The 26371-nt window shown below is 36.9% G+C and carries 27 protein-coding genes and 1 other annotated feature (1 of these 28 running past the window's edge); of the genes, 18 read left to right on the forward strand and 9 right to left on the reverse strand.

The window, feature by feature from the left end; genetic code table 11:
* Positions 1–213, reverse strand: a binding site (T-box leader) (it extends 19 nt beyond the left edge of the window).
* A 524-nt stretch (positions 214–737) separates the two neighbouring features.
* From spxA to pepF, 4 genes are all read left to right on the forward strand, one after another.
* Positions 738–1133, forward strand: a complete 396-nt coding sequence (gene spxA / locus QUF91_RS04630; RefSeq protein ID WP_068983509.1) for a transcriptional regulator SpxA — start codon at positions 738–740, stop codon at positions 1131–1133.
* A 435-nt stretch (positions 1134–1568) separates the two neighbouring features.
* Positions 1569–2237: an adaptor protein MecA gene (mecA, locus tag QUF91_RS04635; protein WP_285395505.1), complete on the forward strand. Its 669-nt coding sequence runs from the start codon at positions 1569–1571 to the stop codon at positions 2235–2237.
* Between the two features lie 304 nt (positions 2238–2541).
* A complete protein-coding gene (locus QUF91_RS04640) occupies positions 2542–3663 on the forward strand; it encodes a competence protein CoiA (RefSeq protein WP_289417008.1) in 1122 nt (373 codons plus the stop codon).
* Between the two features lie 49 nt (positions 3664–3712).
* Positions 3713–5530: an oligoendopeptidase F gene (pepF, locus tag QUF91_RS04645; RefSeq protein WP_289417009.1), complete on the forward strand. Its 1818-nt coding sequence runs from the start codon at positions 3713–3715 to the stop codon at positions 5528–5530.
* 797 nt (positions 5531–6327) lie between these two features.
* Here pepF and QUF91_RS04650 read toward each other — a convergent pair.
* Positions 6328–6765, reverse strand: a complete 438-nt coding sequence (locus tag QUF91_RS04650; RefSeq protein WP_289417010.1) for a VOC family protein — start codon at positions 6763–6765, stop codon at positions 6328–6330.
* Between the two features lie 536 nt (positions 6766–7301).
* Between QUF91_RS04650 and QUF91_RS04655 the strand changes: the two genes are divergently transcribed.
* The 4 genes from QUF91_RS04655 to QUF91_RS04670 all read left to right on the forward strand — a co-directional run bounded on the left by QUF91_RS04655 (position 7302) and on the right by QUF91_RS04670 (position 11726).
* A complete protein-coding gene (locus QUF91_RS04655; protein ID WP_285395510.1) occupies positions 7302–7730 on the forward strand; it encodes a DUF3888 domain-containing protein in 429 nt (142 codons plus the stop codon).
* Between the two features lie 397 nt (positions 7731–8127).
* Positions 8128–10482 (forward strand): M13-type metalloendopeptidase, encoded by a 2355-nt coding sequence (locus QUF91_RS04660; RefSeq protein ID WP_285395511.1) that lies wholly within the window; start codon positions 8128–8130, stop codon positions 10480–10482.
* A gap of 276 nt (positions 10483–10758) precedes the next feature.
* A complete protein-coding gene (locus QUF91_RS04665) occupies positions 10759–11031 on the forward strand; it encodes a helix-turn-helix domain-containing protein (protein ID WP_289417011.1) in 273 nt (90 codons plus the stop codon).
* Positions 11032–11258: 227 nt separating this feature from the next.
* Positions 11259–11726, forward strand: coding sequence for a 2,4'-dihydroxyacetophenone dioxygenase family protein (locus tag QUF91_RS04670; protein WP_289417012.1), 468 nt, complete (start codon positions 11259–11261; stop codon positions 11724–11726).
* 59 nt (positions 11727–11785) lie between these two features.
* Here QUF91_RS04670 and QUF91_RS04675 read toward each other — a convergent pair whose 3' ends face one another.
* Positions 11786–12691, reverse strand: coding sequence for a LysR family transcriptional regulator (locus QUF91_RS04675; protein WP_289417013.1), 906 nt, complete (start codon positions 12689–12691; stop codon positions 11786–11788).
* Between the two features lie 249 nt (positions 12692–12940).
* Positions 12941–13807 carry a hypothetical protein gene (locus QUF91_RS04680; protein WP_289417014.1) on the reverse strand — a complete coding sequence of 289 codons (867 nt, stop codon included), beginning with the start codon at positions 13805–13807 and terminating at the stop codon, positions 12941–12943.
* A gap of 427 nt (positions 13808–14234) precedes the next feature.
* Between QUF91_RS04680 and QUF91_RS04685 the strand changes: the two genes are divergently transcribed.
* Complete coding sequence (locus tag QUF91_RS04685) at positions 14235–15038, forward strand: extracellular solute-binding protein (protein ID WP_289417015.1); 804 nt, start codon at positions 14235–14237, stop codon at positions 15036–15038.
* Positions 15039–15047: 9 nt separating this feature from the next.
* On the opposite strand, the gene QUF91_RS04690 is transcribed toward QUF91_RS04685, so the two are convergent.
* Positions 15048–15176, reverse strand: a complete 129-nt coding sequence (locus tag QUF91_RS04690) for a hypothetical protein (RefSeq protein WP_289417016.1) — start codon at positions 15174–15176, stop codon at positions 15048–15050.
* Positions 15177–15439: 263 nt separating this feature from the next.
* On the opposite strand from QUF91_RS04690, the gene QUF91_RS04695 reads away from it, so the two are divergent.
* The 3 genes from QUF91_RS04695 (at position 15440) to QUF91_RS04705 (ending at position 17347) form a co-directional block, all read left to right on the forward strand.
* Positions 15440–15928, forward strand: a complete 489-nt coding sequence (locus QUF91_RS04695) for a hypothetical protein (protein ID WP_285395519.1) — start codon at positions 15440–15442, stop codon at positions 15926–15928.
* A gap of 154 nt (positions 15929–16082) precedes the next feature.
* Positions 16083–16628 carry an RNA polymerase sigma factor gene (locus tag QUF91_RS04700; protein ID WP_285395521.1) on the forward strand — a complete coding sequence of 182 codons (546 nt, stop codon included), beginning with the start codon at positions 16083–16085 and terminating at the stop codon, positions 16626–16628.
* Complete coding sequence (locus QUF91_RS04705; RefSeq protein WP_285395522.1) at positions 16625–17347, forward strand: anti-sigma factor; 723 nt, start codon at positions 16625–16627, stop codon at positions 17345–17347. Before QUF91_RS04700 ends, QUF91_RS04705 begins: the two co-directional genes overlap by 4 nt.
* A 247-nt stretch (positions 17348–17594) precedes the next feature.
* On the opposite strand, the gene QUF91_RS04710 is transcribed toward QUF91_RS04705, so the two are convergent.
* The 4 genes from QUF91_RS04710 to QUF91_RS04725 form a co-directional block, all read right to left on the reverse strand.
* Positions 17595–18404 carry a DsbA family protein gene (locus QUF91_RS04710; protein ID WP_285395523.1) on the reverse strand — a complete coding sequence of 270 codons (810 nt, stop codon included), beginning with the start codon at positions 18402–18404 and terminating at the stop codon, positions 17595–17597.
* A complete protein-coding gene (locus tag QUF91_RS04715) occupies positions 18397–18804 on the reverse strand; it encodes a globin domain-containing protein (protein WP_285395524.1) in 408 nt (135 codons plus the stop codon). Before QUF91_RS04715 ends, QUF91_RS04710 begins: the two co-directional genes overlap by 8 nt.
* Positions 18805–19023: 219 nt before the next feature.
* Entirely contained in the window at positions 19024–19812 is a 789-nt protein-coding gene (locus QUF91_RS04720) for a lytic transglycosylase domain-containing protein (RefSeq protein ID WP_285395526.1), read from the reverse strand.
* Positions 19813–19849: 37 nt separating this feature from the next.
* Complete coding sequence (locus tag QUF91_RS04725) at positions 19850–20437, reverse strand: CYTH domain-containing protein (protein ID WP_289417017.1); 588 nt, start codon at positions 20435–20437, stop codon at positions 19850–19852.
* Positions 20438–20783: 346 nt separating this feature from the next.
* Here QUF91_RS04725 and QUF91_RS04730 point away from each other — a divergent pair, with 346 nt between their 5' ends.
* From QUF91_RS04730 to QUF91_RS04745, 4 genes are all read left to right on the forward strand, one after another.
* Complete coding sequence (locus QUF91_RS04730; protein WP_289417018.1) at positions 20784–21167, forward strand: UPF0738 family protein; 384 nt, start codon at positions 20784–20786, stop codon at positions 21165–21167.
* A gap of 61 nt (positions 21168–21228) precedes the next feature.
* Entirely contained in the window at positions 21229–21900 is a 672-nt protein-coding gene (yjbM, locus tag QUF91_RS04735; RefSeq protein WP_285395530.1) for a GTP diphosphokinase, read from the forward strand.
* Positions 21897–22691 carry an NAD kinase gene (locus QUF91_RS04740; RefSeq protein ID WP_285395532.1) on the forward strand — a complete coding sequence of 265 codons (795 nt, stop codon included), beginning with the start codon at positions 21897–21899 and terminating at the stop codon, positions 22689–22691. Before yjbM ends, QUF91_RS04740 begins: the two co-directional genes overlap by 4 nt.
* 1 nt (position 22692) lies before the next feature.
* Entirely contained in the window at positions 22693–23601 is a 909-nt protein-coding gene (locus QUF91_RS04745) for an RluA family pseudouridine synthase (protein ID WP_285395547.1), read from the forward strand.
* Positions 23602–23778: 177 nt separating this feature from the next.
* Here the strand turns inward: QUF91_RS04745 and QUF91_RS04750 are convergent, their stop codons facing one another.
* Positions 23779–24057: a hypothetical protein gene (locus QUF91_RS04750; RefSeq protein ID WP_289417019.1), complete on the reverse strand. Its 279-nt coding sequence runs from the start codon at positions 24055–24057 to the stop codon at positions 23779–23781.
* A 487-nt stretch (positions 24058–24544) separates the two neighbouring features.
* Here QUF91_RS04750 and mgtE point away from each other — a divergent pair, with 487 nt between their 5' ends.
* Both mgtE and QUF91_RS04760 read left to right on the forward strand, forming a co-directional pair.
* On the forward strand, positions 24545–25921 hold the full coding sequence (mgtE, locus tag QUF91_RS04755) for a magnesium transporter (protein ID WP_285395534.1): 1377 nt from the start codon (positions 24545–24547) through the stop codon (positions 25919–25921).
* Between the two features lie 52 nt (positions 25922–25973).
* Complete coding sequence (locus QUF91_RS04760; RefSeq protein WP_285395535.1) at positions 25974–26363, forward strand: hypothetical protein; 390 nt, start codon at positions 25974–25976, stop codon at positions 26361–26363.
* Positions 26364–26371 lie beyond the last annotated feature (8 nt).

Genomic DNA, 26371 nt, shown 5'->3' on the forward strand with positions numbered 1-26371 from the left:
TGAATCCGCGGTACCACCCAGCTTGCCTAAAACGGCCACTTTGCTTCGTAACGTGAAGGGACGAGCTTTGCTAATAGACTTAAGTAAGGATACTTAGACGTTCACAAAGCTAACTCGGAAGTCCATTCCAAATGCTTACACGATCTGTTTGCAGCAACCACAGACTCTCTAAACGTGTAAAGCATAAGTACTACTCTTCGTCAGCGTTTTTAGTTCATTCAATAACCGTCTTCTTCCATCTGTGTAGATGGCGAGGTGGAATTGATTTGTTGCAAAGAATTATATTATAAAGGCTCGGTGTAATGCAAGTGTGGAAAGTCAGACTTTTGGCGGTGTTTTTTTTCTGAAAAAACTTATATGCTATTTTTGCTGTTCTTTTTTGTTAGAAAAGCAACCAATATTAGTAAATATACGTCTAGATTTGTACATACTAGGCTGACAATATTCTCGTTTAAGATTTTTAAATGAGAACAAGGGCAATTAAGAAATGGATGTTTAAAATGTTCAGCGAATGGGAATATTAATAGTAGTGCATGAAGCATACAAAGAAGTAACTACTTTGGATGTTATGTAAATAGACAGAAAATTTCGTGATAAAGTTATTCTTTTTTTTATTGGAACTATATTCAAATACAACAGAGTACTGTATAATGGGTATGTAGTTTTACATTACATTAATTCTAATTTAACACACTGGTTTATAGATAATGATTAAAAGGAAAGGATGTGTCAGTATGATAGTAACTTTATTTACATCACCAAGTTGTACGTCTTGCCGAAAAGCGAAAGCATGGTTAGAGGAGCATGAAATCCCATATACAGAACGTAATATATTTTCCGAACCGTTAAGCATTCGTGAAATTAAAGAAATTTTACGTATGACAGAGGATGGTACGGATGAAATTATTTCAACCCGCTCGAAGATTTTCCAAAAATTAAATGTAGATGTTGAAAGCTTGCCATTACAACGCTTATATGAATTAATTCAAGAGTATCCAGGTTTATTACGTCGCCCAATCATTTTAGACGAGAAACGTTTACAAGTTGGCTATAACGAGGATGAGATTCGTCGTTTCCTACCTCGTAAAGTACGTGCTTATCAATTGCAAGAAGCACAGCGTATGGTGAACTAATATCTCCGAGTTCTGCATAAAATAAGTATTAGATGTTACAAATGCAACAAGCATATTGTGACATCTATTTTTTTGTGTTTTACTTATGTAAAACCTTCTATATAAAGTATAATAATTAGTAGGGGAAAGTCATATATTTCCGTAAAAGTATGTTAAACTTGATTTAAACTTAATAGTTTACTACAATTTCAATAATTCAAATATCTTCTGTGAAACGGTGTATATCCTTTTCATTTTATGACAGGACAGCATACAATAGAATTAGAGACAACTGTGGACAATTAAATTTTGATTTCGGTTGCTCAGGCGGTTTTACTGTAGTGTGGTCAAAGGTTGAAAAACAAATGGAGTATGAGGTTAAAAACAATGAATAATAGCATACTAATGAAACAAAACTGTTTTTCGACAAATGACAGTGAAGGGAGATGAGGTCTAGTGGACATCGAACGTGTAAACGAAAATACACTCAAGCTCTTTATTACGTACAATGATATAGAGGATCGCGGCTATAGTCGTGAAGAAATTTGGTACAATCGAGCAAAGGGTGAACAACTTTTTTGGGATATGATTGATGAAGTAAACACGGAGGATTATTTTGATGTAGAAGGTCCGATTTGGATTCATATCAATGCATCTGAAGTAGGCTTAGAAATCATTGTCACACGTGCACATATTTTAAAAGACGGTGAAACCTTAGATGGTCAATCGCATTTTGATGAACACAAAGATATGTTTGCCCCATTCGACGACGTTGGAGAGGATCTTCTCAGTCAACTAACTCAATTTGGTGACATTGATGAATCAGAATTATTTATGGATACAGACATTTATGTTTATAAATTTAAAGATATTGATGAGTTAATCCCTGTAGCAAAACGCATGACAGATGAATTAGTGGATTCCTCATTATTTAAATATGAAGATTGGTACTATTTGGTAGTTGACTTTGCGAACGCAGATGATGACCTAAATCGTCACGATAGAAATGCAGTTATCAAAGAATTTTTAATCCCATCAAATTTCACAATCCATCGCCTAGAGGAATATGGCGAACAAATTATGGAATTTAATTGCTTCGAAACAGTACGAAAATATTTCATTTAAAACAATAAGCTTCTGATTCAAAGACTTAGACTGTAAACAAACTTGATGAGATTCAAGATTGTTTACAGTCTTTTTATTTAAAAGGTTCAATAATATCAATTTTAGATATAGATGAAAAACTGGTTAATTAAGAACCTGCAACTGAGTAGGTCTGTCAGTTAGTTGCAAAGAACGTTTTAGGAAGCTTCATATTGTATGTAGAACTCATTAAAAGGTGGCATTTTTTAAATTTCAAGGAAAAGCCGTTATTTATTTGGTGCTATAAAACCACTCCTTTACAATTAGTCAAAAAGGAGATGATTTTATGCTTAGTGCTTATAACGAGCAGCAGCAGCTTTTTCTCCCATATCAATATTCAAGGGAAGCTTTACAACGATTTAGGCAACAAATGAAATTTTATTGTCCTCAATGCCTACAGCCTGTCCAATTAAAGATAGGTGAATATAATATTCCTCATTTTGCTCATAACGCCAATAATAGCTGTGTACAATTATTTTCAGAGGGTGAATCAAAACTTCATTTACAAGGAAAGATTCAATTATTTGAATGGCTGAGAAAACTCGGGCATACAGTAAAGCTGGAGCCTTATTTACCGAATCTTTCACAGCGGCCAGATGTACTTTTGATAAAAGAGCAAAAGCAAATTGCCATTGAATTTCAATGTAGCTCAATTTCTCATGAAAAGTGGCAATTGCGTACATCTGGATATGAGAAAAATTCAATACAGCCATTGTGGCTTTTTCAAACACCTCAAAGACAATCAACACAAGGTATTCAAAAGATTTTTATTGCTCCAATTATGCAAAAAATGATTACTACTACAGCGCAAGGCTTGTCTTATTTAGTAACCTATGATGCAAAGATATCGAGATTTATTTATTGGACGAATCTTCTTCATGTTCATGGGCATACTTTTATAGGCAAAGTACAAGAACTAACTATTCACAAGCAGCATTTTCCCTTTTATGAGCCTACGTCAATAACGAAAGAGGAATTTCGTCTTTATTGGCAGCTTTATAAAAAGCAGTGTAAGCAATTTGTGTATCAGCGATTATTACATAGTAAGAAAGGGGCGCGAGATTCATTTTTACGAAGTAGTTATGAATTACGCTTTGCTCTAACTGCTATGCCTGATTACGTGGGTGTCCCGGTAAAAGATGCGGAAGCGATTCCGTTGTTTCCTATTGAATGGCAAACGATTTTACATCATTATTGTCGAGGTTTACAATTATTACCTCATGAACTATCTGAGAGAGAGATTAGATTGTTTTTACTTCAACAAAATATAGAGATTACAGATCGAGCAGTACAGGCTATCGAAGATTATGGAATGGTGCTAGCGAAAAGTTATCAAAAAAATGATTATTTTCCAGATATTTATGAGCAAGTGTACGCACATTTATTTGCAATTGCCACAATATACTGAGAAAATATGAGAGTATAGGAAAAACTCACATATATAGGGGGGCTGGCACATGGCTAGTAACAGCAATAAAGTTTTATTAAGAAATGAAGTTCCAGAAGAGTTAACTTGGCGCTTGGAGGATATTTTTGCAACTGACGCCCTATGGGAAGCGGAATATAAGGAAGTCGCAGAAATTGCTAAAAAGGCACCTAGCTATGCAGGTACTTTAAAAAATGGAGCAGATGCTTTATTAGCAGTTCTAACATATCACGATGATATTTATGAACGTGCAATGAAGCTTTACACGTATGCCCATATGCGTAATGACCAAGATACGACAAATAGCTCTTACCAGGATATGAATAGTCGTATTCAAACATTGGCGACTAGTATCTCAGCTGCCCTATCTTTCTTAACACCAGAGATTTTATCATTGAGTGAAGAAACAATAGAAAGTTACTTAGCAGAAAATAAAGATTTACAACTGTATAAGCAATCTTTAAAAGAAATAACAATGGCACGTCCGCATGTATTACCGGCAGAGCAGGAAGCATTACTTGCACAAATGTCTGAGGTTACAGGTACCGCTTCAAATGCATTTAGTATGTTAAATAACGCTGATATCGTCTTCCCTAAAGTGAAAAATGAAGATGGAGAAGAAGTACAGCTAACACATGGTAACTATATTAAGTTTTTAGAAAGCAAAGATGGCACTATTCGTGAAAATGCCTTTAAAGCCATGTACGAAACTTATGGCAACTTTAAAAATACATTTGCTGCTACATTAACTGGTAATGTAAAAAAGCATAATGTTAACGCACGTATTCGTAATTATGATTCTGCACGTCATGCTGCAATGTCTAATAACTTTATTCAGGAAAATGTTTATGATCAATTAGTAGAAACAATCCATAAGCATTTGCCAGCTATGCAGCGCTATATTTCATTACGTAAGAAACTTTTAGGTGTGGACGAACTGCATATGTGGGATTTATTTGCGCCACTCGTTAAGGAAGTTGATATGAAAGTCACTTACGACGAAGCGAAGGATATTTTAGTAAAAGCCTTAGCGCCACTCGGTGAAGAATATCAAGGTATTGTCCAAAGTGGCCTTGATAACCGTTGGGTAGATGTCTTAGAAAACAAAGGGAAACGCAGTGGTGCGTACTCTTCAGGCGCCTATGGAACAAATCCATATATTTTAATGAACTGGCAAGACAATGTTAATAATCTGTTTACACTTGCTCATGAATTTGGTCATAGTGTACACAGTTATTACTCACGTAAAAACCAGCCGTTTGTTTATGGCGATTATTCTATTTTTGTGGCTGAAGTGGCTTCTACATGTAATGAAGAACTGTTAAATGATTATTTATTGAAAACAATTGAAGATCCACAACAGAAAATTTATTTATTAAATCATTGGTTAGACGGCTTCAGAAGTACTGTTTTCAGACAAACTATGTTTGCTGAATTTGAACACCTAATCCATCAAATGGATAAGAATGGTGAATCTTTAACAGCAGAGCGTCTAACAGAGGTTTACTATAATTTAAATAAACAATACTTCGGTGAGGATATTGTTGTAGATGAGGAAATCGGCTTAGAATGGGCTCGTATTCCACACTTCTACTATAATTACTATGTGTATCAATATGCTACAGGTAAATCAGCTGCAACAGCATTAAGTAAACAGATTTTAGAAGAAGGCACACCAGCTGTAGAACGTTATATTAATAACTTCTTAAAAGCAGGTTGCTCTAATTTCCCAATCGAGGTGTTAAAGGCAGCGGGTGTTGACATGAACGTAGCAAAACCGATTGATGATGCATGTAAAGTATTTGAAGAACGTTTAAATGAGTTAGAAAAATTATTGTTGAATAACTAATTAGAAAGGCTGTAGGAAAATTTCTACAGCCTTTTTTCTATGATTAGTTTGACGGTAAAAAAAATAAAGTATAATGAATTTTTTTGATTTCTAAATGATTAAAAGTGTGTATCTTGAAAAAATACTGTCTGTAATCGCTTTCTATTTGACAAATTTGTGAATCTACTATTGGATTCATTGCTAATTTTATTATTCCGTGATAAAGTGATTCTTGTGAAATAAATCACAAAACAAACATACACCCCTTTGTTTGAACGTGAACATTTCTCCCATCCCCTTTGTGAAAAAGAAGTGTCACTATCTGTCGAGGATAGTGACGCTTCTTTTATTTTTTTGTTTTTTTATGTCGATTTAGCGGAGAATTCCGATAAAAATGAAAAAGGTTCCGATAAATCGCTGAAACGTTCCGACAAATTACTAATATGTTCCGATAAATCACTAGAACATTCCGATAAAGTCCTTATTCTGGTTGAGATGTCCGATGAGCCGCTCGACCAGTTTGTCTGACGAAATCCTACTCGAAGGAGTGGTGTAATTCATGATGCTATCGACGAGAGGACCCTTCTAGCGTTACCCTATCATTTGATTCGTTATAACCTTTCAATTCCAAAAGGAACTGCCTAGCCTTTACCAGATTGATGTAACCATCATCGATTTGAACTAGGAACATTGCGCATAACTTTTCTGCTTCGTTAGTGAAAAAGTGATTGCTCTAATTGAACAATCGCACCTGTTAGTTTAAGTAATAGAAAGTAGAAAGTAACAAAGAGTCGTACTTTCAATTAAATTAACATTACTTATTTGATTTCCTCAGCCAACTCCAAAATAATTCCCTCTGGACCACGAACGTAGCATAATTTATAACTTTCTTCATATTGCTGTATCTCACTAAAGATTTCCGTGCCCTTCTTTTTCAATTTGGCAACAACAGCTTCAATATCTTCAACAGTAAATGCAATATGTCGGATACCCAGTGTATTTGCAAGGAATTGCTGAATATTTTTTTCATCTGACGGCGTATAAAATTTGATTAGCTCTATCCATGTTTGACCGTCTGGCGTTCCCAATCCTACACACGCTACTTTAACGTCATTAAGCCCAACTGCATATCCCATCAACTCTCCTTCCATTTTCCATTCCCCCTTCACCTCAAGTCCAAAATCGAGAAAAAACTCTTTAGCGGCAGAGAGATCATTTACGATTACTCCCACATGATCTATTCTTTGGATCCTCAAATTTCATACCTCCTATGTTCCTGTTATGTTGCAATATCCTGTATTCAAATTCTAGTATTAACAAAGGGACGATTACTATAATAATATCAGTGAAGAAAAGAATCGTTTAACTAACTGTATTAAATTATTTTTAAATTCCTTCCCATTTCCCTAACGGTGTCAATTAGGGATAATTATTCATATACTTTCCACCTGTTTTTTCTTAATGTTTCCCTTTGATTTTTAAACAATACTGTATCGTTAGTGAAAAAGTGATTGCTCTAATTGAACAATCGCACTCCGTTAGTTTAAGTACATTTCTTTACATTCTTTTCTTTAAATAAAATGAATAAAATCCTGAAACACAAAGGTAGATAAACGTCCAAAAGTTAAAAATAAATGATTACAGGAGCGATTGAGGAAGCAGAATATGAGAATTAATCATAAACACAAGTCCTATTCTAATTAGACTAAGCTTAATTAGAAAAAATAAAATATTTGGTTGGGATAAGTTAATCTTTTTCGAACAAAATAAACATAAAAAAGAGGTGCGAAAAATGAAAAAAGTTATTATAGTTCCTTATTTTTCACTGTTATTTCTAATTTCAACAACATTATCTTATGCTGAATCAGATTATTATCAGCCTGCTAAAGAGTCTAAAGAAGAAATAGTAATGAACATGTTTTTTTCACTACTGTTACCCAATATCCAAGAAACAGTTTCTAAATACTATTCAGATTATCTTACAGAGCGTCCCTTGGTGTATCCATATCAAATAAAAATTATAAATATGGAAAGAACAGGAACTGATTTTATGTATTCAGTAACCCTTGAAGTCACTCCAGTTTTGGGTGCGCATAACCCAGTAGGAAGAGACCAACTAACGTTTTCTATAACTCCAAATGAAATCAAACTTAAAAATTTTAAACATATGGAAACTTTTGAACTTCCACCGCATTTGCAAGATATCATAAAGAAAAAGTAAATGATTGTATGTTTGAACCGTTTGGATTCAGTACCTATTTTTAGGTGTTTTTATACCTAACCTTCAAATAATTTAGTCAATATCTTCAATTAACCTGTACCGTTAGCATAATAAGAAAAGCTACCTTCGACTTTGGCAACTGGTTCTTGTGGTATGGTTCATTGTGATATATTTTAGTGCAGTTCTTATTTGACCACTACAATAAACTCTAAAGTAATACTATTATATTGGAATTTTTAACTAAAAATGACCTTACTTGTGTACCGCTCTAACTTAAAAGCGTCTTACATATTTTCAAACTGAAATAAATCAACTAAAATGGTATATAAATGATGGAAATCCTAAATTCCACTCATTTATCTTTATTTATACAAATTTACTAAAGAGGAGCACGAAGATGAAAAAGAATTTTTTATCGTTACTGATGGCCATAATAATGGTCCTATCAGTTAGCGTATCGGTGTATGCCGATGAAACGTCGCCACCAGCGACAAGAGGAGAGATCGTTAAAACCTTGTTGATGGCAGCAGACGCTTATCAACCAGGAATTAATAAAGAAGCCATTATGAAATACTCTAAAAACGAAGATTTAAGAGAGAATGAGCCAGCAAAGAAGGTTGAAGCTTTAGTCATGTTGAGTAGGGCATTCGGCGAATTACCAGAGCCTGTCGGAAATGATCTGCGCAGTGGAACATTTGGCGTAGAGTTCACTGATGTACCCGCTTGGGCTAAGAAAGATATCGATAAACTGGCAAAAGCAGGCGTACTGATGGGCAAACCCGACGGCACATTAGGCGTAAATGACACTATTACGATCGATGAGTTCCAAAAAATTATCGCCAGAGTGTGGACGCTTGAAGGCTCCCATTTAAATGACGATTTTTATGAAGCAATCAATAAGGAATGGTTAAATAAATCGACAATTCCGGCAGGAGAAATCATGGGCGGCGGATTTCCCGAGCTGCATAAGCAAAATAACGATAAAATAGAAAAGATAATAAATGAGTTAGCTGGCAAACAGTTCACAGAAGGAACAAAAGAACAGAAAATTGCCGACTTCTATACGACAGCGTTAGATACAAAAAATAGAAATAAACAAGGGATTGAACCTATTCAAAAATATGTAAAGGCCATTAATGAGGCTAAAACGTTTGACGAGCTCGTTCAAGCAGATCTTACCCTGGAGAAAGAATTGGGTCTAAGCGCATTATTTAGCTTTGCAATCATGGGCGATGCAAAGAACAGTAGCGAAAATGCTTTGTATTACACTGGATTAGCTACCGGTCTGGACAAGAACAGCTTTGTAACGGAAGACGAGAAAGCGAAAAAAGCCTATATTCAATATATGAGCAAACTTCTCGTGTCATCAGGGGAGGAAGAGTCTGCAGCGAAAGCCCATGCCGAGAAAATTTACGGAATGGAGAAAAGCCTAGCTTCTGTATCGCTTGAACCTCATGAACAAGGCGATGTCAATAAATTCTATAATCCGTATACGATCGAACAATTCGATGACATGTTCAAAACAGTAGATATGAAACAAGTCTTGAAATCGATGAAAGTCGACAGTGCTGATAAAGTAATCGTATTCGATGTGAAGCTGGCGCAAAAAGGCGCAGAACTCTTGACTGAAGCTAATCTTGACGTACTTAAAGCTTACTCCAAAGTACAACTGCTTTCGGCAACAGGCGGTTTGTTGGCAGATGAATTCAGAGACGCTGCAAATGAGTTTTCTGCAACGTTATACGGTGTTGCAGGAGAAAAAACAGATCAGGAAATCGCAGTAGCCATGACAACTGGCACAATGAGCGGGTATTTGGAGCAAATGTTTGCAGAAAAACATTTTTCACCAGAAGCTAAAAAAGATGTTGAGCAAATGGTAGAGAAGTTAATTGCTACGTATGAAGAAAGAATCAAATCTCTTGATTGGATGTCAGAAACGACAAAAGCTAAAGCGATTAAAAAGCTGGATACGATGATTGTTAAGATCGGTTACCCAGATAAGTGGGATACGACATTAGACAAAGTAGCGATCAAGACATATGACGAAGGTGGTTCACTGTTCACTAATACCTTCGCAGTAAAGAAAGCATACATTGATAACACGAAAGCCAAGCTAGGAAAACCGGTTGATAGAACGGAATGGGCAACGAGTGTTTATACCGTAAATGCTTTCTACAATCCGCTTAATAACGAGATTACGTTCCCAGCAGGTATTCTCCAAGCACCTTTCTATGATATTAAAGCTAAACCTGAAGAAAACTATGGTGCTATTGGCATGGTCATTGGCCATGAGATCACCCATGCATTTGATAATAACGGATCGGCATACGATGAAAACGGAAATGCAAATAACTGGTGGACAGAAGAAGACTTTAAGAAATTCAAAGAGAAAAACCAGGAACTGATTGAGTTCTATAGTAACATTGAGATTATTCCGGGTGTGTTGAACGACGGTCAGCTTACACTAAGCGAGAATGTCGCTGATTTAGGTGGAATGGCCGCTTCACTGCAAGTTGTATCCAAAATGAGTAATCCGGATTATAAAGCATATTTCGAAAGTAATGCTGAAATATGGAAATCTACAACTACAAAAGAATTTGCAGAGGTTCTGAGCAAAAACGATGTACATTCAGCCAATAAAATTCGGGTAAACCGCACGATTGTGAACTTCCAGCAATTCTATGATACGTATGGAATTAAGCCGGGAGATGGCATGTATGTAGCTCCAGAGGATCGAGTTTCTATCTGGTAAAATTAGAGCAGATAGAGTTAATTCCGATAGCCTCTTACATCAGTGTATAAAGGCAACGAGGTAGTCAGGAAGTAAGGCTGTTTTTTCAAAGATTGTTGCTGTTAAAACAAAAAGGCAGATTTAATCTACAAAACGTGTAGATTAAATTCTGTCTTTTTGTTTCGATTGCGAATAGTAGAATCAAGTTGAACACTTTAGAAAAATAAAAACATCGTACGCGAAATCGTGTATTATTGAGGCTCCTACACCAATCAATAAGAAGGGATTTCGAATACGATGCTAGAACAGGATAACATAAAAACACCGAATAAGAAACCACGCCTTACACAATTTCAACGTGGAGAACTTCAAGGCTACTTGAATGCCGGAATTACAAATAAAAGCGAGCTTGCGCGAAAACTCAATGTTTCGGGTGGGACAATCTACAATGAACTTGCTCGTGGCACGACCACTCAAGTAAAGAAAATTAACGGAAAACATATTTACACGACGCAATATCTTGCAGAAACAGGTCATACAACGACAAAAGTTGAGGAGGAAGCTAGTTAGTAATTCAAACTAAGGAATGCCCAAATCAAAACGCCCTTATGATGATCATAAGGGAATTGCATGTATATATTAATGTAATTAAACTGCACATTAAAAATAGTAATTTGAATACACAAACTATTGTGAATATACTAAAAAATATAAATTCGCAATAGTTAATGAGCTTCCTAGTGTAAACGTTATCAATGTGCGAATTTTATAACTTACATTGGGAGAGGGGATTTTAAATGAGTAATGTCAAAGCTGTAGAAGTATATGATGCAGGTAATATCTGCCCAGATGATTTACCGTGGGTTTCTTATTTTGGGGTGGCTCATTTTAAGTTACTTAAAGTTAATCCAGTAACAGGACAAACTATTACCCTGTTAAAAGTTCCTGCGGGGACACAGCTTCCTACACATTTCCATCCTGGAACGGTTATTGTGTATACCATTAGTGGCTCTTGGAGATATATGGAGAATGATTGGGTTTCTAACGCTGGCGATGTAGTTTATGAGCCTGCTGGATCCCAACACACACCTGAATCTCTAGGAGATGAAGATGTTATTACGTTAAATATTGTTGAGGCAACATTAGACTATGTGAATGAAAATGGAGAAATTATTGCTAGAGATAATTGGAAGTCATTATTGCAAAAATACCATGATCATTGTGAGGCTGAGGGAATTACACCTATAGATTTGACTCAATTTTAATAGTTAGATTGATAAAAAAGAGAAGCCCTTTCATAAGACGAAGTGGCAACTCTTTTTTCTTATATTTTAGAAATTTCAGATTTTAGGTAATGAATATACTTGTTTAGTAAAATGGATAAATGTTTATCTTCAGATAAAACTAACCCAAAAGAAATATTGAGACCTCTATGATTTACCAAATCAATGGGAATGATCTCTCCATTTATAACGGGGGGATAATTTTTCATGATGAAATCAGGAGCGAATGTAATAGCCGAACTTTCAATGATAGCTTGGAGTATGCCGTCCGAATTGTTTGATGTAAATAGGATTTTCATGGGCTGGTATTTGTTAAAGAAATCATGAACAAAGTATTGCATAAATTCACCGTAATATGTAACAAGCGTTTGATCTAGTATCTCATGTGAAGATATGGCACCTGTAAACGCTAAAGGAGAATGTTTAGAAACATAGATCTTCTGCTTCCCTTCAAATAGTGATTCAAAAGCTATTCCTTCCATGTTTATGTTCCAGTCTGGTGAATAGGCAATCAGGCCGATATCGATCTGATGCTGGCGAACATCTTCAATCACAGAAGAGCCGCTTTTTTCATTTATTTCTACATTTACTTGTGGATAATCTTGTTTAAAAGCAGCTAAGGCCTTTACTAGAATCGTCGTCAATCCTGGTATGGAAGATACTTTTAGTTTTCCTTTTACCATGGAATTAAATGAGTGGGCGGTCTCTTTGATTTCCTCCAATTTTCTTAACACTTCGTAGGCTTGCTTCAGAATGATTCTACCTTCATCGGTTGGTACAGCACCGTGACCCCTTGAGCGATGTAAAATTTTTAGCCCCAATTCCTTTTCTAAACTAGTAATGGATTGGCTAATACCGGATTGAGTCACATAAAGATTCTGTGCTGCTATAGAGAGTGAATTGTGTTTTGCGACTTCAACAATATAAAGTAGTTGTTCAAAGTTCATAGTTTTCCTCCTTGTCTATTAAAAAATGCTTATCAAAATAAATATTGGGAATGAGAACCAGTAACATATACAACCAAAAGTTGTGGATGACATTTTTTAAAATATATGCTCTGTATATTAGTTGAGTGAAGGCTGGGTGACTCCTTGATGAGCCACGAAAATGAAGAGAATTGCAATTAAGTAAAATTACAATTCTCTTCAAACTATAAACAACTAGGGGGAAGTATTCATATCACTTCTGATGATTCGTTAAATTAAAGGGCGATATATATCTTTCCAGTAAGGAATCATCTCTTCTGAAAAAATATAAACAAAATCATTGGAAGTTAGGTTTCCTAAATTATCTAATGCAATTCCAAACTTGAAATATATTTTATAGTTTCTGTTTATAAAATACTCTTCATTTTTTAAACTATCCAATTTAGAACCGAATTTTGATAACATTTTATTATCAATAAAAACTTCCTCTTTACAATTTAAGGCTAGTTGAATTAACTGTCCTTTTTCATTATACATTGCTTGACTATTCGTCCTGTTTTCTGTAGTTATTCCCTTTTTATTATTCTTGCTTATTTTTAACGGAACTTCCCATATTTTTTCAATTTCACTCGGTTGCATGCCGAATTTCAATAATCCTACAGATTGATACGGAGTAATTTCATATTTTAAGTTTATTAGCTGTTTATCAAAACTTCTGAATTGAAAAGCTAATTTTATATCTTTCTCGTAAATATTTTTTTGGTTATCTGAATAAATTGTTAATTGAATTCCATCATCAGGATAATCCAAACCGTAAATCGACATGTTATATTGAGGAAATATATAACATCCATCAACAAAATACGGATTTTCTTTGAATAAAAATTGCTTTGATTCATTCATTAAATCAATTTTTTGTTTATTCAAAAAAATAATCTTTGGATTGTTCACAGAAATACTTACTAAAACATCATCTACAAAATGAAATCTATAATCATCTTGATATTGAAAAAATTCTTTTCCATTGACATTTTTCTTATTCAATTCACCTAGGATATTGTTTAAGTTTGAAGATGTCATAAATAGCTTTACTTCGTTTATCCCGATTTTAGGTAATATTTTCAACTCTCTTCTCATACCTTTTGCCTCATCTACAATATTTTTTTGTTACTCTTTTTTGTTCTGCATGGGGTTATATTTCCATTGTCTCCTTCGCATTTCAACATTTCTCTTATTCCATCATTAAATTGAGAACAAATTTTCTTTGTATCCAATCGAAAACTTGACTTACAAATTTTCCTATTAAATATATAAATTCTCCCAAGAATAGATAAATCCTTCTTCAACTAATCTATCCTGTTAGCCATTCAGAAGCAGAATCATACCCTGTAAGTGCCAAGATGATTATTGCGTATATTAAAAAATGTAATTATGCCGAGGCATTTTTGATATTATTTATGAAACTTTCTAACTAATTTGAAAATATAATCAAACCGTTTGCTGTCTCCCTTCGTTTCCTTTGATAGTACCGTTAAAAAAACATGTATAAAATGGAGGAGAAATCATGAAGAAGACCGTGTTTCTATCAGTTTTACTGCTCTTTGTCATTACGGCTACCGGATTGTCAGCCAATGCAAAAATGGACCGTAAGCAGGCGTCCCAGGCGACACTAAATTCCGTTCAAAGTGATCATGTCATCCGTGTGTACGGACCAGGCGGACCACTTGGACCAATCAAGGAAGCTGCTGAACATTTTTCAATTGAAACGGGAATAAAGGTGGAAGTAACAGCAGGACCAGAGAGCAATTGGATCAGCCAGGCAAAGCAAGATGCAGATATTATTTTCGGTGGCTCAGAATATATGATGCAGGACTTCATCTTTAACCATCCCGAAATGATTGACACTAAATCACGAACGGAGCTTTACCCGCGTGCTACAGGAATATTGGTGAGGAAAGGGAATCTGAAGAAGATTGAAAACCTGGAGGATTTAACGAAAAATGGAGTCAAAATACTTGATGTGAATGGTGCTGGCCAGCTCGGCTTGTGGGAAGACATGGCAGGCAGAAAAGGGATAATCGAAGGTATTTCTCAAAATATTGACCTTTCTGTAAAGTCGAGTGCAGAAGCCATTGAACGATGGAAATCGAATCCTAGCTTAGACGCCTGGATTACCTATGAATCATGGCATTACCGGCTCAAGGATGTGACCGACCTGGTCGAACTTCCCGAAGAAGAAAAACTCTATCGTGGAACGCCGATCGCCCTGACGAAAATCACCGATCAGAAAAAAGAGGCACAGCAATTTATTGAGTATTTAAAAACGGAAGAAGGTCATCAAATCTTTCAAAAATGGGGATGGAAATAAGGTTGGGCCTTAAATCTGGCTCTTCATCAAAACGTGTGGTTGATTTCCGTTCCGACTGGGCGCTTTGTTGCTGCCGCTTCGCTTTCGCACAGCTAAAACATTTGCCGCTGACGCTTCGCTTTCGCGCAGATAAAACATTTGCCGCTGCCGCTTCGCTTTCGCGCAGCTAAAACATTTGCCGCTGACTCTTCGCTTTCGCGCAGAGCAGAGCTTCCTGGGGGCGTCCGATGAGCCGCTTCACTCGCGTTGCTCGCTCCAGGGTCTCATCTGTGACGCTGATCCCCAAGGAGTCGCCCAGCCTCCACTTCAATCAACTAGTATACAGCACATATATTTTAAAAAATGTCATCCACAACTTATGGTGATGAGCCTTAAATCTAAAAAAACTGGGAGGAACATGTATGAAAAAAGGGATTTTTACCTTCACAATACTATCGATTATTTTTGTTTTGGCTGCCTGTGGAAAAAGCACTGAGGAAAAAAAAGAGACGGATCAACCCGCTCAAGCCCAAACGGAACAAACTAAATCGGAACAAGCTCCAGCTGACAGCCTTCAGCTTTTGAAGAATGACAAAGTTGGAGAATACCTAGCAGATTCACAGGGAAAGACGCTGTACTACTTTAAGAAGGACGAAGCAGGAAAAAGCAATTGTAGTGGCGACTGCCTGGCAACCTGGCCAGCATTTTCTCAGGAAGATTTCTCTGTCCCAGAAGGTTTTGACAAAAAGGATTTCGGTACAATTACAAGGGAAGACAACGGTAAGAAGCAGGTCACGTACAAAGGCTTTCCTCTTTATTATTTTGCTAAAGACCAGCAAAAAGGGGATGTAAACGGACAAGGAGTAAAAGATGTATGGTTTATCGTAAATAGCAAAACAGAATTTAAGTAAGCCTGTCCAGGGAACGATCAGTAGCGGTCGTTCCCATCCATACTTTTACAATAGTATAATGGCAATGGCTCATCACCAAAAGTTGTGGATGACATTTGTTAAAACGTATGAAATGTATGGGAATATATTTTTATCCAATAACAGGGAGTGCCACATGAAAGAAAATTACGATGCGGAATTAATGAAATTGGTAAACGAAAAACACGGTCACGCATTAGAGGAGCTTTATGATCGATATATAAAGCTTGTTTACGGCTTCGTTATGAAGTTTTGTAATGGGAATGAGGAGAAGACGAAAGAGATTATTCAGTTGGTCTTTTTGAGGCTATGGACAACAAACAGCCATTACGATCCCGCTCAAGGCAGCTTTGTGAATTGGCTCCTCACGATTACTCGCAATATTTGCATTGACTACCACCGCAAAGAGAAGAGGCATACGCAACACTATCAAGAGGAACATGAAGAGATCGCCGACCTTGCCAATGCAATCGAGCAACGAGTAAATATGAATGATATTGAGATGGCGAAAAACAAATTGCCGACGGCGCAAAGGAAATTAATCGATTTGCTTTATTGGAAAGGGTATTCTCTTTCAGAGATCGCCAAGCTGGAACAAGAGCCGCTCGGCACGATTAAAAGCAGGTTGCACCAAGCACTTAAAGGTTTGAGGAAACATCTGGAATTGGAGGATATAAAATGAGAAGGGATTGTGATCATTTAATTCCATATATAGCAAATGAGCTCAAGGAGAGCGAACGCATGGCCTTTGATGAACATTTAAAGAATTGTACGAAATGTAAGAAAGAATGTCAGGAATTGTCCCAGGCTTGGCATGCTTTGCCGTTTGATTATACCGAAATCGAGGTGCCTGAATCGCTAAAAGGCGAGGTGCTGGGTTTTGTTTTTGATCACAAAACGAAAAGCGATACGGAAACATTCATGGCTAAGATGAATAAGCTTGCGATGATGCTAAAAAACCATTTTACTCCAGTTTCAACCAGTATCTTGGCCGTCTTGTTGCTCGTGATTATTGGCCTTGAAATAGCGAATGTACAGGAAAAAAATCGTCATGCCGAAAATATACCCATTGAGATTTTAACGACCATTCCCTTAAAAGCAGCCAATCAAAGCCACCCGGGAACAAACGGCATCGCATATATTGTCCAGCAGGGATCTGAGAAAAATCTGGTGGTGCAGGTTCATGAATTACCCGGCGTCGAAGGTTCACAGGTTTACCAGGTTTGGCTGCTGAAAAACGGCACAAGGGAAAATAGCGGCATATTCAAGCCAGACGAAAACGGATCTGGAATACTGACCTACCAGCTCGCTGAAGGGCAGACTTTTGATCAAATCGGCATCACTGTTGAACCGGACGCCAACAGCAGCCAGCCAAAGGGAGAAAAAATAGCCGGGTCATAGATGGTAACAGAAAAGGGCAGATACATTTTAGTGACAAGGAATTAAAATACCATTGGACTGTAATAGCAGCTTATAACTCTGATGGAGAAGTTGGTTATTTTATTTTTACAGTCTATGTGGTTGAATCGAGAACGGGATAATTGATTTATGGGGCTAATAAAAAAAAGCAAGTGAAGTTCTCTTCACTTGCTTTTTTTTAGGGCTTTTTGGACAAATCCCTATTCTATAGAATAATAGTATAATTGCATTATTTAATACGCCATAATGTAGCGTGTTCTGTCTGAATTCGTTCAATCTTTTGTTGCAGCATACGTTTCTTTAATTCACGTTCAACTGTTTGTTCTGTTAACGAGTAGATAAAAGCTACTTCGTGTGTTGAAAGCGTATTGAATTTTATAAATAACTCTTCCATTGTTGGTAATGGTTTGCGTACAAGCTGTTCATCCATCATTTCTTGTAAAATATGTTCATAAACGTCATAGGAATAGTTACCACTAACTTTTAGACCCTCATCTTCAATACATTCATTGAAAAATACAATGCTAGGCACTTCATCAACTTCCATTTCACGTTTCATATACAAATCGCATTGGAAGGCACGTGCTGTTTCCTTTGACCCAAAGTCTGCAGAAAATTCTTTCATGTCTAATTGAACATCCTCCGCAATTTTTAACAGCGTAGCATAAGAATTTACATCTTGATGGTTGAGTATTACATATTCTTGTAGTTTCGACAAATAGCGAGCTCCTGCACGTTTGCCCTGTAACTCTGCTGCTTTAATAGCGATAGATGGTAAAACAGGGTGATTAATGTCGAGTTCGATACCAGATACACAACCCTTTACGCGCTTACTTAAACAATTCAAAGAGGCAAGCTCTGTGCTTAGTACAAGGCGCCAGGTAAAGTAATGATTGTATTCTAGTTGTAACTTACGAAGAATGGCTTGCATACTAAAAGCTTCAGGACAAAGTGGATCTACGAAAATATACAATTCAATAGGCTTATTAGCAGTAGAAATCTCAGGAGTTGGCTTTTGCAACATTTGAATATTATTCACGTAACAATTCCCCCTCATCGTCATTTGGTGTATTAATCATGTGATGAGCTGTTAATACTAAACGTTGATAATAAGTTTCGCGGAACTTCCCTTCCAAACCAACTTCATCCATCGCTTCGGACATACATTCAAGCCAAGCTTGAGCACGATCAGGTGTAATCGGAAAATTCATATGACGTGCACGCATCATTGGATGTCCATGCTCCTCAGTGAAAAGATTTGGTCCACCTAAATACTGTGTTTGAAATTGAATTTGCTTGCGGGCTGTCTCTGTCAAATCTTTCGGAAAGATTGGAATAAGATCAGGATGCTGAGCTACTCTTTTATAGAACGCATGAATTAGCTCTGAAAGTTTTTCAGCTCCCAGCTCCTCATAAGGAACAGTGTATTTTCGAGTCATAAGTTAAATGCTCCTTTAATTCTTTATATCGTAAAGTATAATTTTCTACTCGGTCATCTTCAAAAATGTGAATTTCTTGTGACTACCTTCATTCTATCAACGTCTTTTCGTTAACACAAACAAAGCGCTCTTTCGAAATGTTTTTCGCTAGAAAAACACAAATTTCACCACAATGGGTGAAATTTGCCGGAAAAGACTGTAATAACAGTGATTATGCGATTAAGCTGTGTAGTAATTCATCACTTTATTGACATAATTCTGCGTTTCTTTGAAAGGAGGAACGCCACCATACTTTGTAACGCGTGAAGCTCCTGCATTATAAGCAGCTAAAGCTAACGATGGATCATTATCGAATTTATCTAGCATTTGGCGTAAATATTTAGCCCCAGCCATAATATTTTGCTCAGGATCAAAAGCGTTTGTAACCCCTAAATATTGTGCTGTTTTGGGCATTAACTGCATTAATCCTTGTGCACCAGCATGACTAACCACTGTTGGATTAAAATTAGACTCTTGCTTAATCACTGCAGCGATCAGTTTCTCGGGTACATTATATGTAGCTGCTGCCTTTTCAATAATCGAAGCGTATTGGTTCGCTCCTGCTAATGCATTGGCATATGCTGTTGAACCAATGACATTATCTGAAACATAGGAGTCGAGTTTTGTACTAGATTGTGCGTTTGCTAATGCTGCCTGCACAGAATCAGGGATATAGACGGCATTAGAACCATTATAGAGCAATGATTGATACGCACTATTTTGCATGTTTTCAGACAACCCATTTAAACTACTAAGCTGGTTCATCATTGACGAGGCACTTGATACACCCCCGAGCAAACTGGATAATTTTGCACTATTAGCAGTTGTTGCACCACCGAGCAATTCGTTAATCATGTTTGAAAACATAGAATTACTGTCTGTAAGATTGTTTGACGTTGAATTTGCTGTAGAGCCTAGTGTTTGTAATGCTTGAATTTCAAGCATAGTTCTGAGTGATTGGATATCCAAGGAGTTGGTCACCCTTTCTTAATTTAAGCTATTAGTATTATTTTTTATTCATTTGTAATGCTTGCATAAAACGTGCGATTTTTTTATCCGCAGTTCGTTTTTCGATGCCATATTGCTGTAGAAATTCGTCGAAGATTGCATTTCCTTTTATTGCATCTTTTGATTCATATTCTACCTCATAATCGTCACACTGCAAATAGAAAGAATGGTCAAATACTAGAAGACCGTCCTTATAAGGTATTTCGACACGATCCGTTGTAAGTGAACCAAATATTCCTAATTCATCTAAAGGAATGTTATATAAAGCTAATCTTTTTGCTACTTCTTCGGCATAGAAGCCTTCACCAACAAGCATTTTCTTAGCTTGTTCAGCAGTTAATTCATCAGTTGTCTCTAAATGTGCATGCTCTGCACTTTTTTCTTTTAAAGTACATTCAAAGTATTTGTCGATTTGTCTAATACGAAGCCCGCTTTGTAATTTCCGAATAGCTTGGGAAGGAGTGTCGAAATAATGATTTGTTTGACGATGAATAGCATTTTCGGGAATGTGAAACTCTTGCAATAAATGCTCGTATTGTTGTTTTGTTAAGAGATTTTTGAATTCTATTTCAAGTTGTTGTGCCATTTATGCTCACCTGTTTATTTTTAAATTTTTTTACGTGTGTTGATTAGGAGAAAGATAGGTTGTTGTTGATGTGAAATTGGTTATTTAAAACATCACGTCTTGCGATCATGCCTCCGTGACCAACATCATTTTGGCCTAAGTGGCTCATCGGAAGCTTTGCTCTGTGCGAAAGCGAAGCGTCAGCAACAACAACAAAGTGCCCAGTCGGAGAGGAAATCAACCCCACGTCCTAGTTATGGATATGAGCTAAAAAGTTTAATTCATTGTTTTAATATTTACACACTGCAACTATTTACCCTGTATGCTAAAATAAGAGGAAGAGTACGAAAAAAAAGGGGAACCGCATGTGCGTAAAATTTATACAATAGAAACATTGAATTTTGAAAACGAGCAACTTCATTTTAGTTTAAACGACATTGAGGAAAATTTACAGTTAAAACCTGCTGCACAATTAATTGCAGATTCTGATGACTTTGCGTTTATTTATTTACTTGATGCAGGTGAAGATTATCATTACTTGCGTTTTCCACCGAGTAGTTGGGAACAACTTGTACATATTTTACAAAAAAAGAAGAATCCAAAGCTACAACTAGGTGAAGCAGTTATTGAACTGACAAATTTTTACGATGAATTAGAAATGCTCGTGTATAATATTGAAGGAAATTACAATTATGGAGCGGAATTTGTCCAGGCAGTGGAACAACACTTCAAGACATTTCTAGCTGAATAAAAAGACAAAACGAACAGACGGTGTTGGTTTTGTTTGATACCGAATGTCGGGAGGTTTTTCGATGGGACAATGGGAAATATTTTTAAGTCCTTATAAACAAGCAGTAGATGAGTTAAAAGTAAAATTAAAAGGTATGCGTTCGCAGTTTGGTATTGTTAATGCAAATTCTCCAATTGAATTTGTTACAGGACGTGTAAAGCCTTTAGCAAGTATATACGATAAAACACTAGAAAAAGGACTTGCGTTTGAGCCTTCTAAACAACTAGGTGATGAGCTAGGGGATATCGCAGGCCTTCGTATTATGTGTCAATTTGTAGATGATATTTCAACTGTTACGGAGCTAATACGTCAACGTAATGATATACGTGTAGTGGAAGAACGTGACTATATTACACATAATAAGCCAAGTGGATACCGATCATATCATATGATTGTGGAGTATCCTGTAGAAACGATACAAGGGGAAAAAGTAGTGTTAGCTGAAATACAAATAAGAACACTAGCTATGAATTTTTGGGCATCTATTGAGCATTCACTAAATTATAAATATAAAGGCATGTTCCCAGAGGAAATAAAAAATCGCCTTCAAAGTGCAGCAGAGGCTGCCTTTCGATTGGACGAGGAAATGTCTTCTATTCGCAGTGAAATCCAAGAAGCACAGGCTTACTTTAGTGAGTACAAAGAAGCATCGAATCCTAATTTACTATCCGAGAAGGAGCGTGACACACAATGAAATTTTCCATTCAATCACGTAGAGATGCACAATCGAACGAATTAATGGAGCTAGCCAGAACGTATTTGCAGGATTTTGGGCTAACTTATGATGAAGAAGCGCCTGAAATCGTAGTCTCTATTGGAGGAGATGGCACATTATTACATGCCTTTCATCGATATGCTCATTTGCTAGATCAAGTTGCCTTCGTAGGTATTCATACGGGACATTTAGGATTTTATGCGGACTGGAAGCCATCTGAATTAGAAAAGCTTGTTTTGTCCATTGCTAAAAAGGACTTTAACGTTGTGGAGTATCCACTTCTAGAAGTAAAGGTGGAGCATCATAATGCGGAATCCAATACGTATTTAGCGTTAAATGAAGCGACTGTGAAATCACCTGATGTCACGCTTGTTATGGATGTGGAGTTAAATGGTAATCAGTTTGAACGTTTCCGTGGAGACGGGCTATGTGTGTCGACTCCTTCGGGTAGTACAGCTTATAATAAAGCCCTCGGTGGAGCAATTATTCACCCGACTTTAGCAGCAATCCAAATTACTGAAATAGCATCTATCAATAACCGCGTCTTCCGTACAGTTGGTTCACCACTCATTTTACCAGCACACCATCACTGTATTTTACGTCCAGTTAATGAACAAAACTTTAATATGACGGTTGATCATTTACAAGTTACGCAAGGCGATGTGAAGTCGATTGCTTTTAATGTAGCAAGTGAAAAAGTACGTTTTGCTCGTTTCCGTCCATTCCCATTCTGGGAACGAGTACATGAATCATTCGTGGCAAATGAGTAAGATGGATACAAGGTTTACACTGCATTTTATAGCAGAAAAGGAAGGCCAGCTTCTAAGAGAGGCCTTAACTGAATGGCGTATTTCCAAGCGAGCTTTAACAGCCATTAAATTTGATGGAGGCCTACTAACAGTGAATGGTGTTGAACGCAATGTTAGACATCCTCTTCACATTGGGGATCGAGTTGAGGTGAAATTCCCTCCTGAAGAAAAAAGTGAAGGGCTCGCTGTTGAACATGGTGAACTTTCTATTATTTATGAAGATGAAGCTATTTTAGTGCTTAATAAGCCAGCAAATCAGAGTACGATTCCTTCACGAGAGCATCCAACACTTAGCGTAGCTAATCTAGTGTGCGGTCATTTTCTCAAACAAGGTCTAGCATCTACTGCCCATATCGTTACGAGACTAGATCGTGATACTTCTGGCTTATTATGCATTGCTAAACATGCTCATATTCATCATTTAACAGGACTTGCACAACGCAGTGGAGAAATTTCTCGACAATATGAAGCAATCGTCCATGGACATGTAGCTCAAGATATACAATCAATCATTGCTCCTATTGGTCGCAAAGAGACGAGTATCATTGAGCGAGAGGTGCGTGAAGACGGTCAATTTGCGCATACAGATGTGACAAGTTTAAAACGCTTTTATTTACAGGATGAACCGATGACACATATACGGCTAAAGTTGCACACGGGGCGTACACATCAAATTCGTGTGCATATGGCTTATATGGGACATCCACTTGTTGGAGATGAACTTTATGGCGGAAGTCGCGTCCATATAAATAGGCAAGCCCTCCATTGCGTGTCCTTAAAGATGCTCCATCCTTTAACAGGTGAGAGTTTACAATTCACAAGTAACTTAAACGAAGATATGCAGCAATTACTGAATGACTCCTTAGCTTAAAGTTTCGAGAACTGCACTATGACGAAGACTATCTAAACAGTCTATAGTTCACTAATTGTGAAAACTATTACTAAATCATGTTATATATTTAAGGAGATGTTCGCACAAACGGGCATCTCCTTATCATTTTTTATCTTTAATAGGGAAGGTTTTTCTTAACAGCACGTTAACAGAAAATCAAGTGATTGTAGGGTATAGTGAAGTAGATGGTTTTTTAGGCACATTACTATAAGGTGGGGTTGATTTCCGTTCCGACTGGGCGCTTTGTAGCTGCCGCCTCGCTTTCGCATAGAAAAAACATTTGTTGTTGCTGCCGCTTTGCTTTCGCACAGAGCAAAGCTTCCTGGGGGCATCCGATGAGCCGCTTGGGCCTACACGACGTAGGTCACGAAGCGTTAACACAGGACGTGATGTTTTTAGCCTTCGTTCCTCTACTGGCTCGCTCCATGGTCTCATCTGTGACGCTAATCCTCAAGGAGTCGCCCAGTCGAAACGATCATCAACTTATATACATGGCATACGTTACAATAAATATCATCTCCAACTTTTGGTGATGAGCCATTTTTTATTCAGTAAAGGTGAAAAATAGAAACTTTTATCCACAGATTTATCCAATTAGATTGTAGCAATGGTGCACATTGTTAAGAATTAAAAAAAGGGTTTGCAGAAAAGGTACAATACACACTATTATATAAAAGGTAGATTTACGGCATTGTCCGTATCAATGATTTAACTTATTTCAGCAAATGTTTTCTGTACCGAAAGCATAGCAACAGGTTCAAATGAATTTACTTTTCGGCGGTTGGTCAAACACCCGCTGAAATAATTTAAAGCCTCCGGCGGATGTCACTGAATCGGAAAGGAGTTCTTTGTGCAAGCACAAAGCCGATTCTGGACGCAATTATGCCGAGGCATAATTGATTCTCGGAAGGAGGGGACAAGCATGATAGAGGAAAGAAATGAAAAGGATGATGTCCAATTCGACGAGGCACGTTTGCGAGAAATGCTCGAAGCACATGATATTGACGCATTTCGCGATGAGTTTTTAGAGCTTCATCCGTATGATCAGGCAACGTTTTATGAGAAGGTGGAACCTGATATAAGGAAGATCATCTATGCGTTCTTGTCTCCGACGGAAATGGCTGATATTTTTGAGGCAATCGAAATAGATGATGATGAGTACACAGCGTATCTAGCTGAGATGGCTCCGGCATATGGTGCAGAAATGCTTTCTCATATGTATGCAGATGATGCTGCAGACGTTTTAAATGAGTTGGATACAGAGCAACGTGAAAGCTATTTAGGCATGATGGATGAGGAAACAGCTGAAGAAATTAATGAACTATTAAGCTACGATGAATATACGGCTGGTTCTATCATGACAACAGAATATGTAGCTATTCCAGAAAACTCCACTGTTCGTTCAGCAATGGCGATTTTACGAAAAGAGGCGCCAGATGCTGAAACGATTTATTATATTTTTGTCGTTGATGAAGCACATCGATTAACAGGCGTTATTTCACTTCGCGATTTAATTATTGCTGATGAAGATACTCTTATACGTTCGATTATGAATGAACGTGTTGTGATGGTGCACGCAGGGGATGACCAAGAAGAGGTTGCTCAAATTATGAAGGACTATAATTTCTTAGCAACTCCAGTTATCGACGATAAGGGAGAATTACTAGGGATTATTACAGTCGATGATATTATTGACGTTATTGATGAGGAAGCATCGGAGGATTACTCTAAATTAGCGGGTATTTCCGATATGGATAAATTTGATACGACCTCATTTCAAGCGGCAAAAAAACGCTTGCCATGGCTTGTCATATTATTATTTTTAGGGATGTTAACAGCAAATTTAATGGGACAGTTTGAGGCAACGTTAGAACAAGTTGCGTTACTCGCTGTGTTTATTCCTCTCATTTCAGGTACTTCCGGAAATAGTGGAACACAGGCACTAGCGGTAGCTATACGAGGAATTGCGACAGGAGACGTCGAAGAACATAGCAAGCTAAAATTACTACTACGTGAAGCAGGAACAGGCTTAATGTCTGGAGTTGTATGTGGAATAATTGTGATCGGTATCGTCTATATTTGGAAACAAGAGCTTATTCTTGGAATGTTGGTAGGTGCAGCGCTTTGTGGTTCTATTTTAGTGGCAACACTTGCAGGTTCTTTTATCCCACTGCTTATGCATCGCCTGAAAATTGATCCAGCTGTCGCATCAGGTCCATTTATTACAACATTAAATGATATTACAAGTATTTTAATTTACTTAGGTTTGGCGACAGTTTTCTTAAGTCAAATAGCCTGAGAACCAAATTCCTTTCCTTTGCATATTGTATGAAAAAAGGGAAGTGAGTAATGTGGGTCGAGAGCCACGCTTGTTTATAAAATCACCAACATATTTTCTAAATATTTCTAAGATGCTACATGAACTTGATTTGAATGAAAGTACATCGGTGTATGTAAAGGATGGCTATTTCAACGAACAAACTATTGAAGAAAAAGAAGAAGAACAAATAGATCCGTATTTACTGAAACAACTTCAATTTTTAGAAAAGCCGTTTCGGCAAAAAGCCTATCAACCGTTAGTCATATCTTTGAAAGATGGTAGGAATTTACGCGGTACTGCATCTGAAGTACAGACTGATTCATTGATGCTAACTTCTTTAGAATTAAAGTCACAAGAGATTATCTATTTTGAAGATATAAAACAAATATTATGGCGAGGTAAACAATTACCTACCTTATGAAAAAGGTG

Origin of the sequence: Lysinibacillus sp. G4S2 (genome assembly GCF_030348505.1) — a bacterium.
Lineage (GTDB): Bacteria > Bacillota > Bacilli > Bacillales_A > Planococcaceae > Lysinibacillus.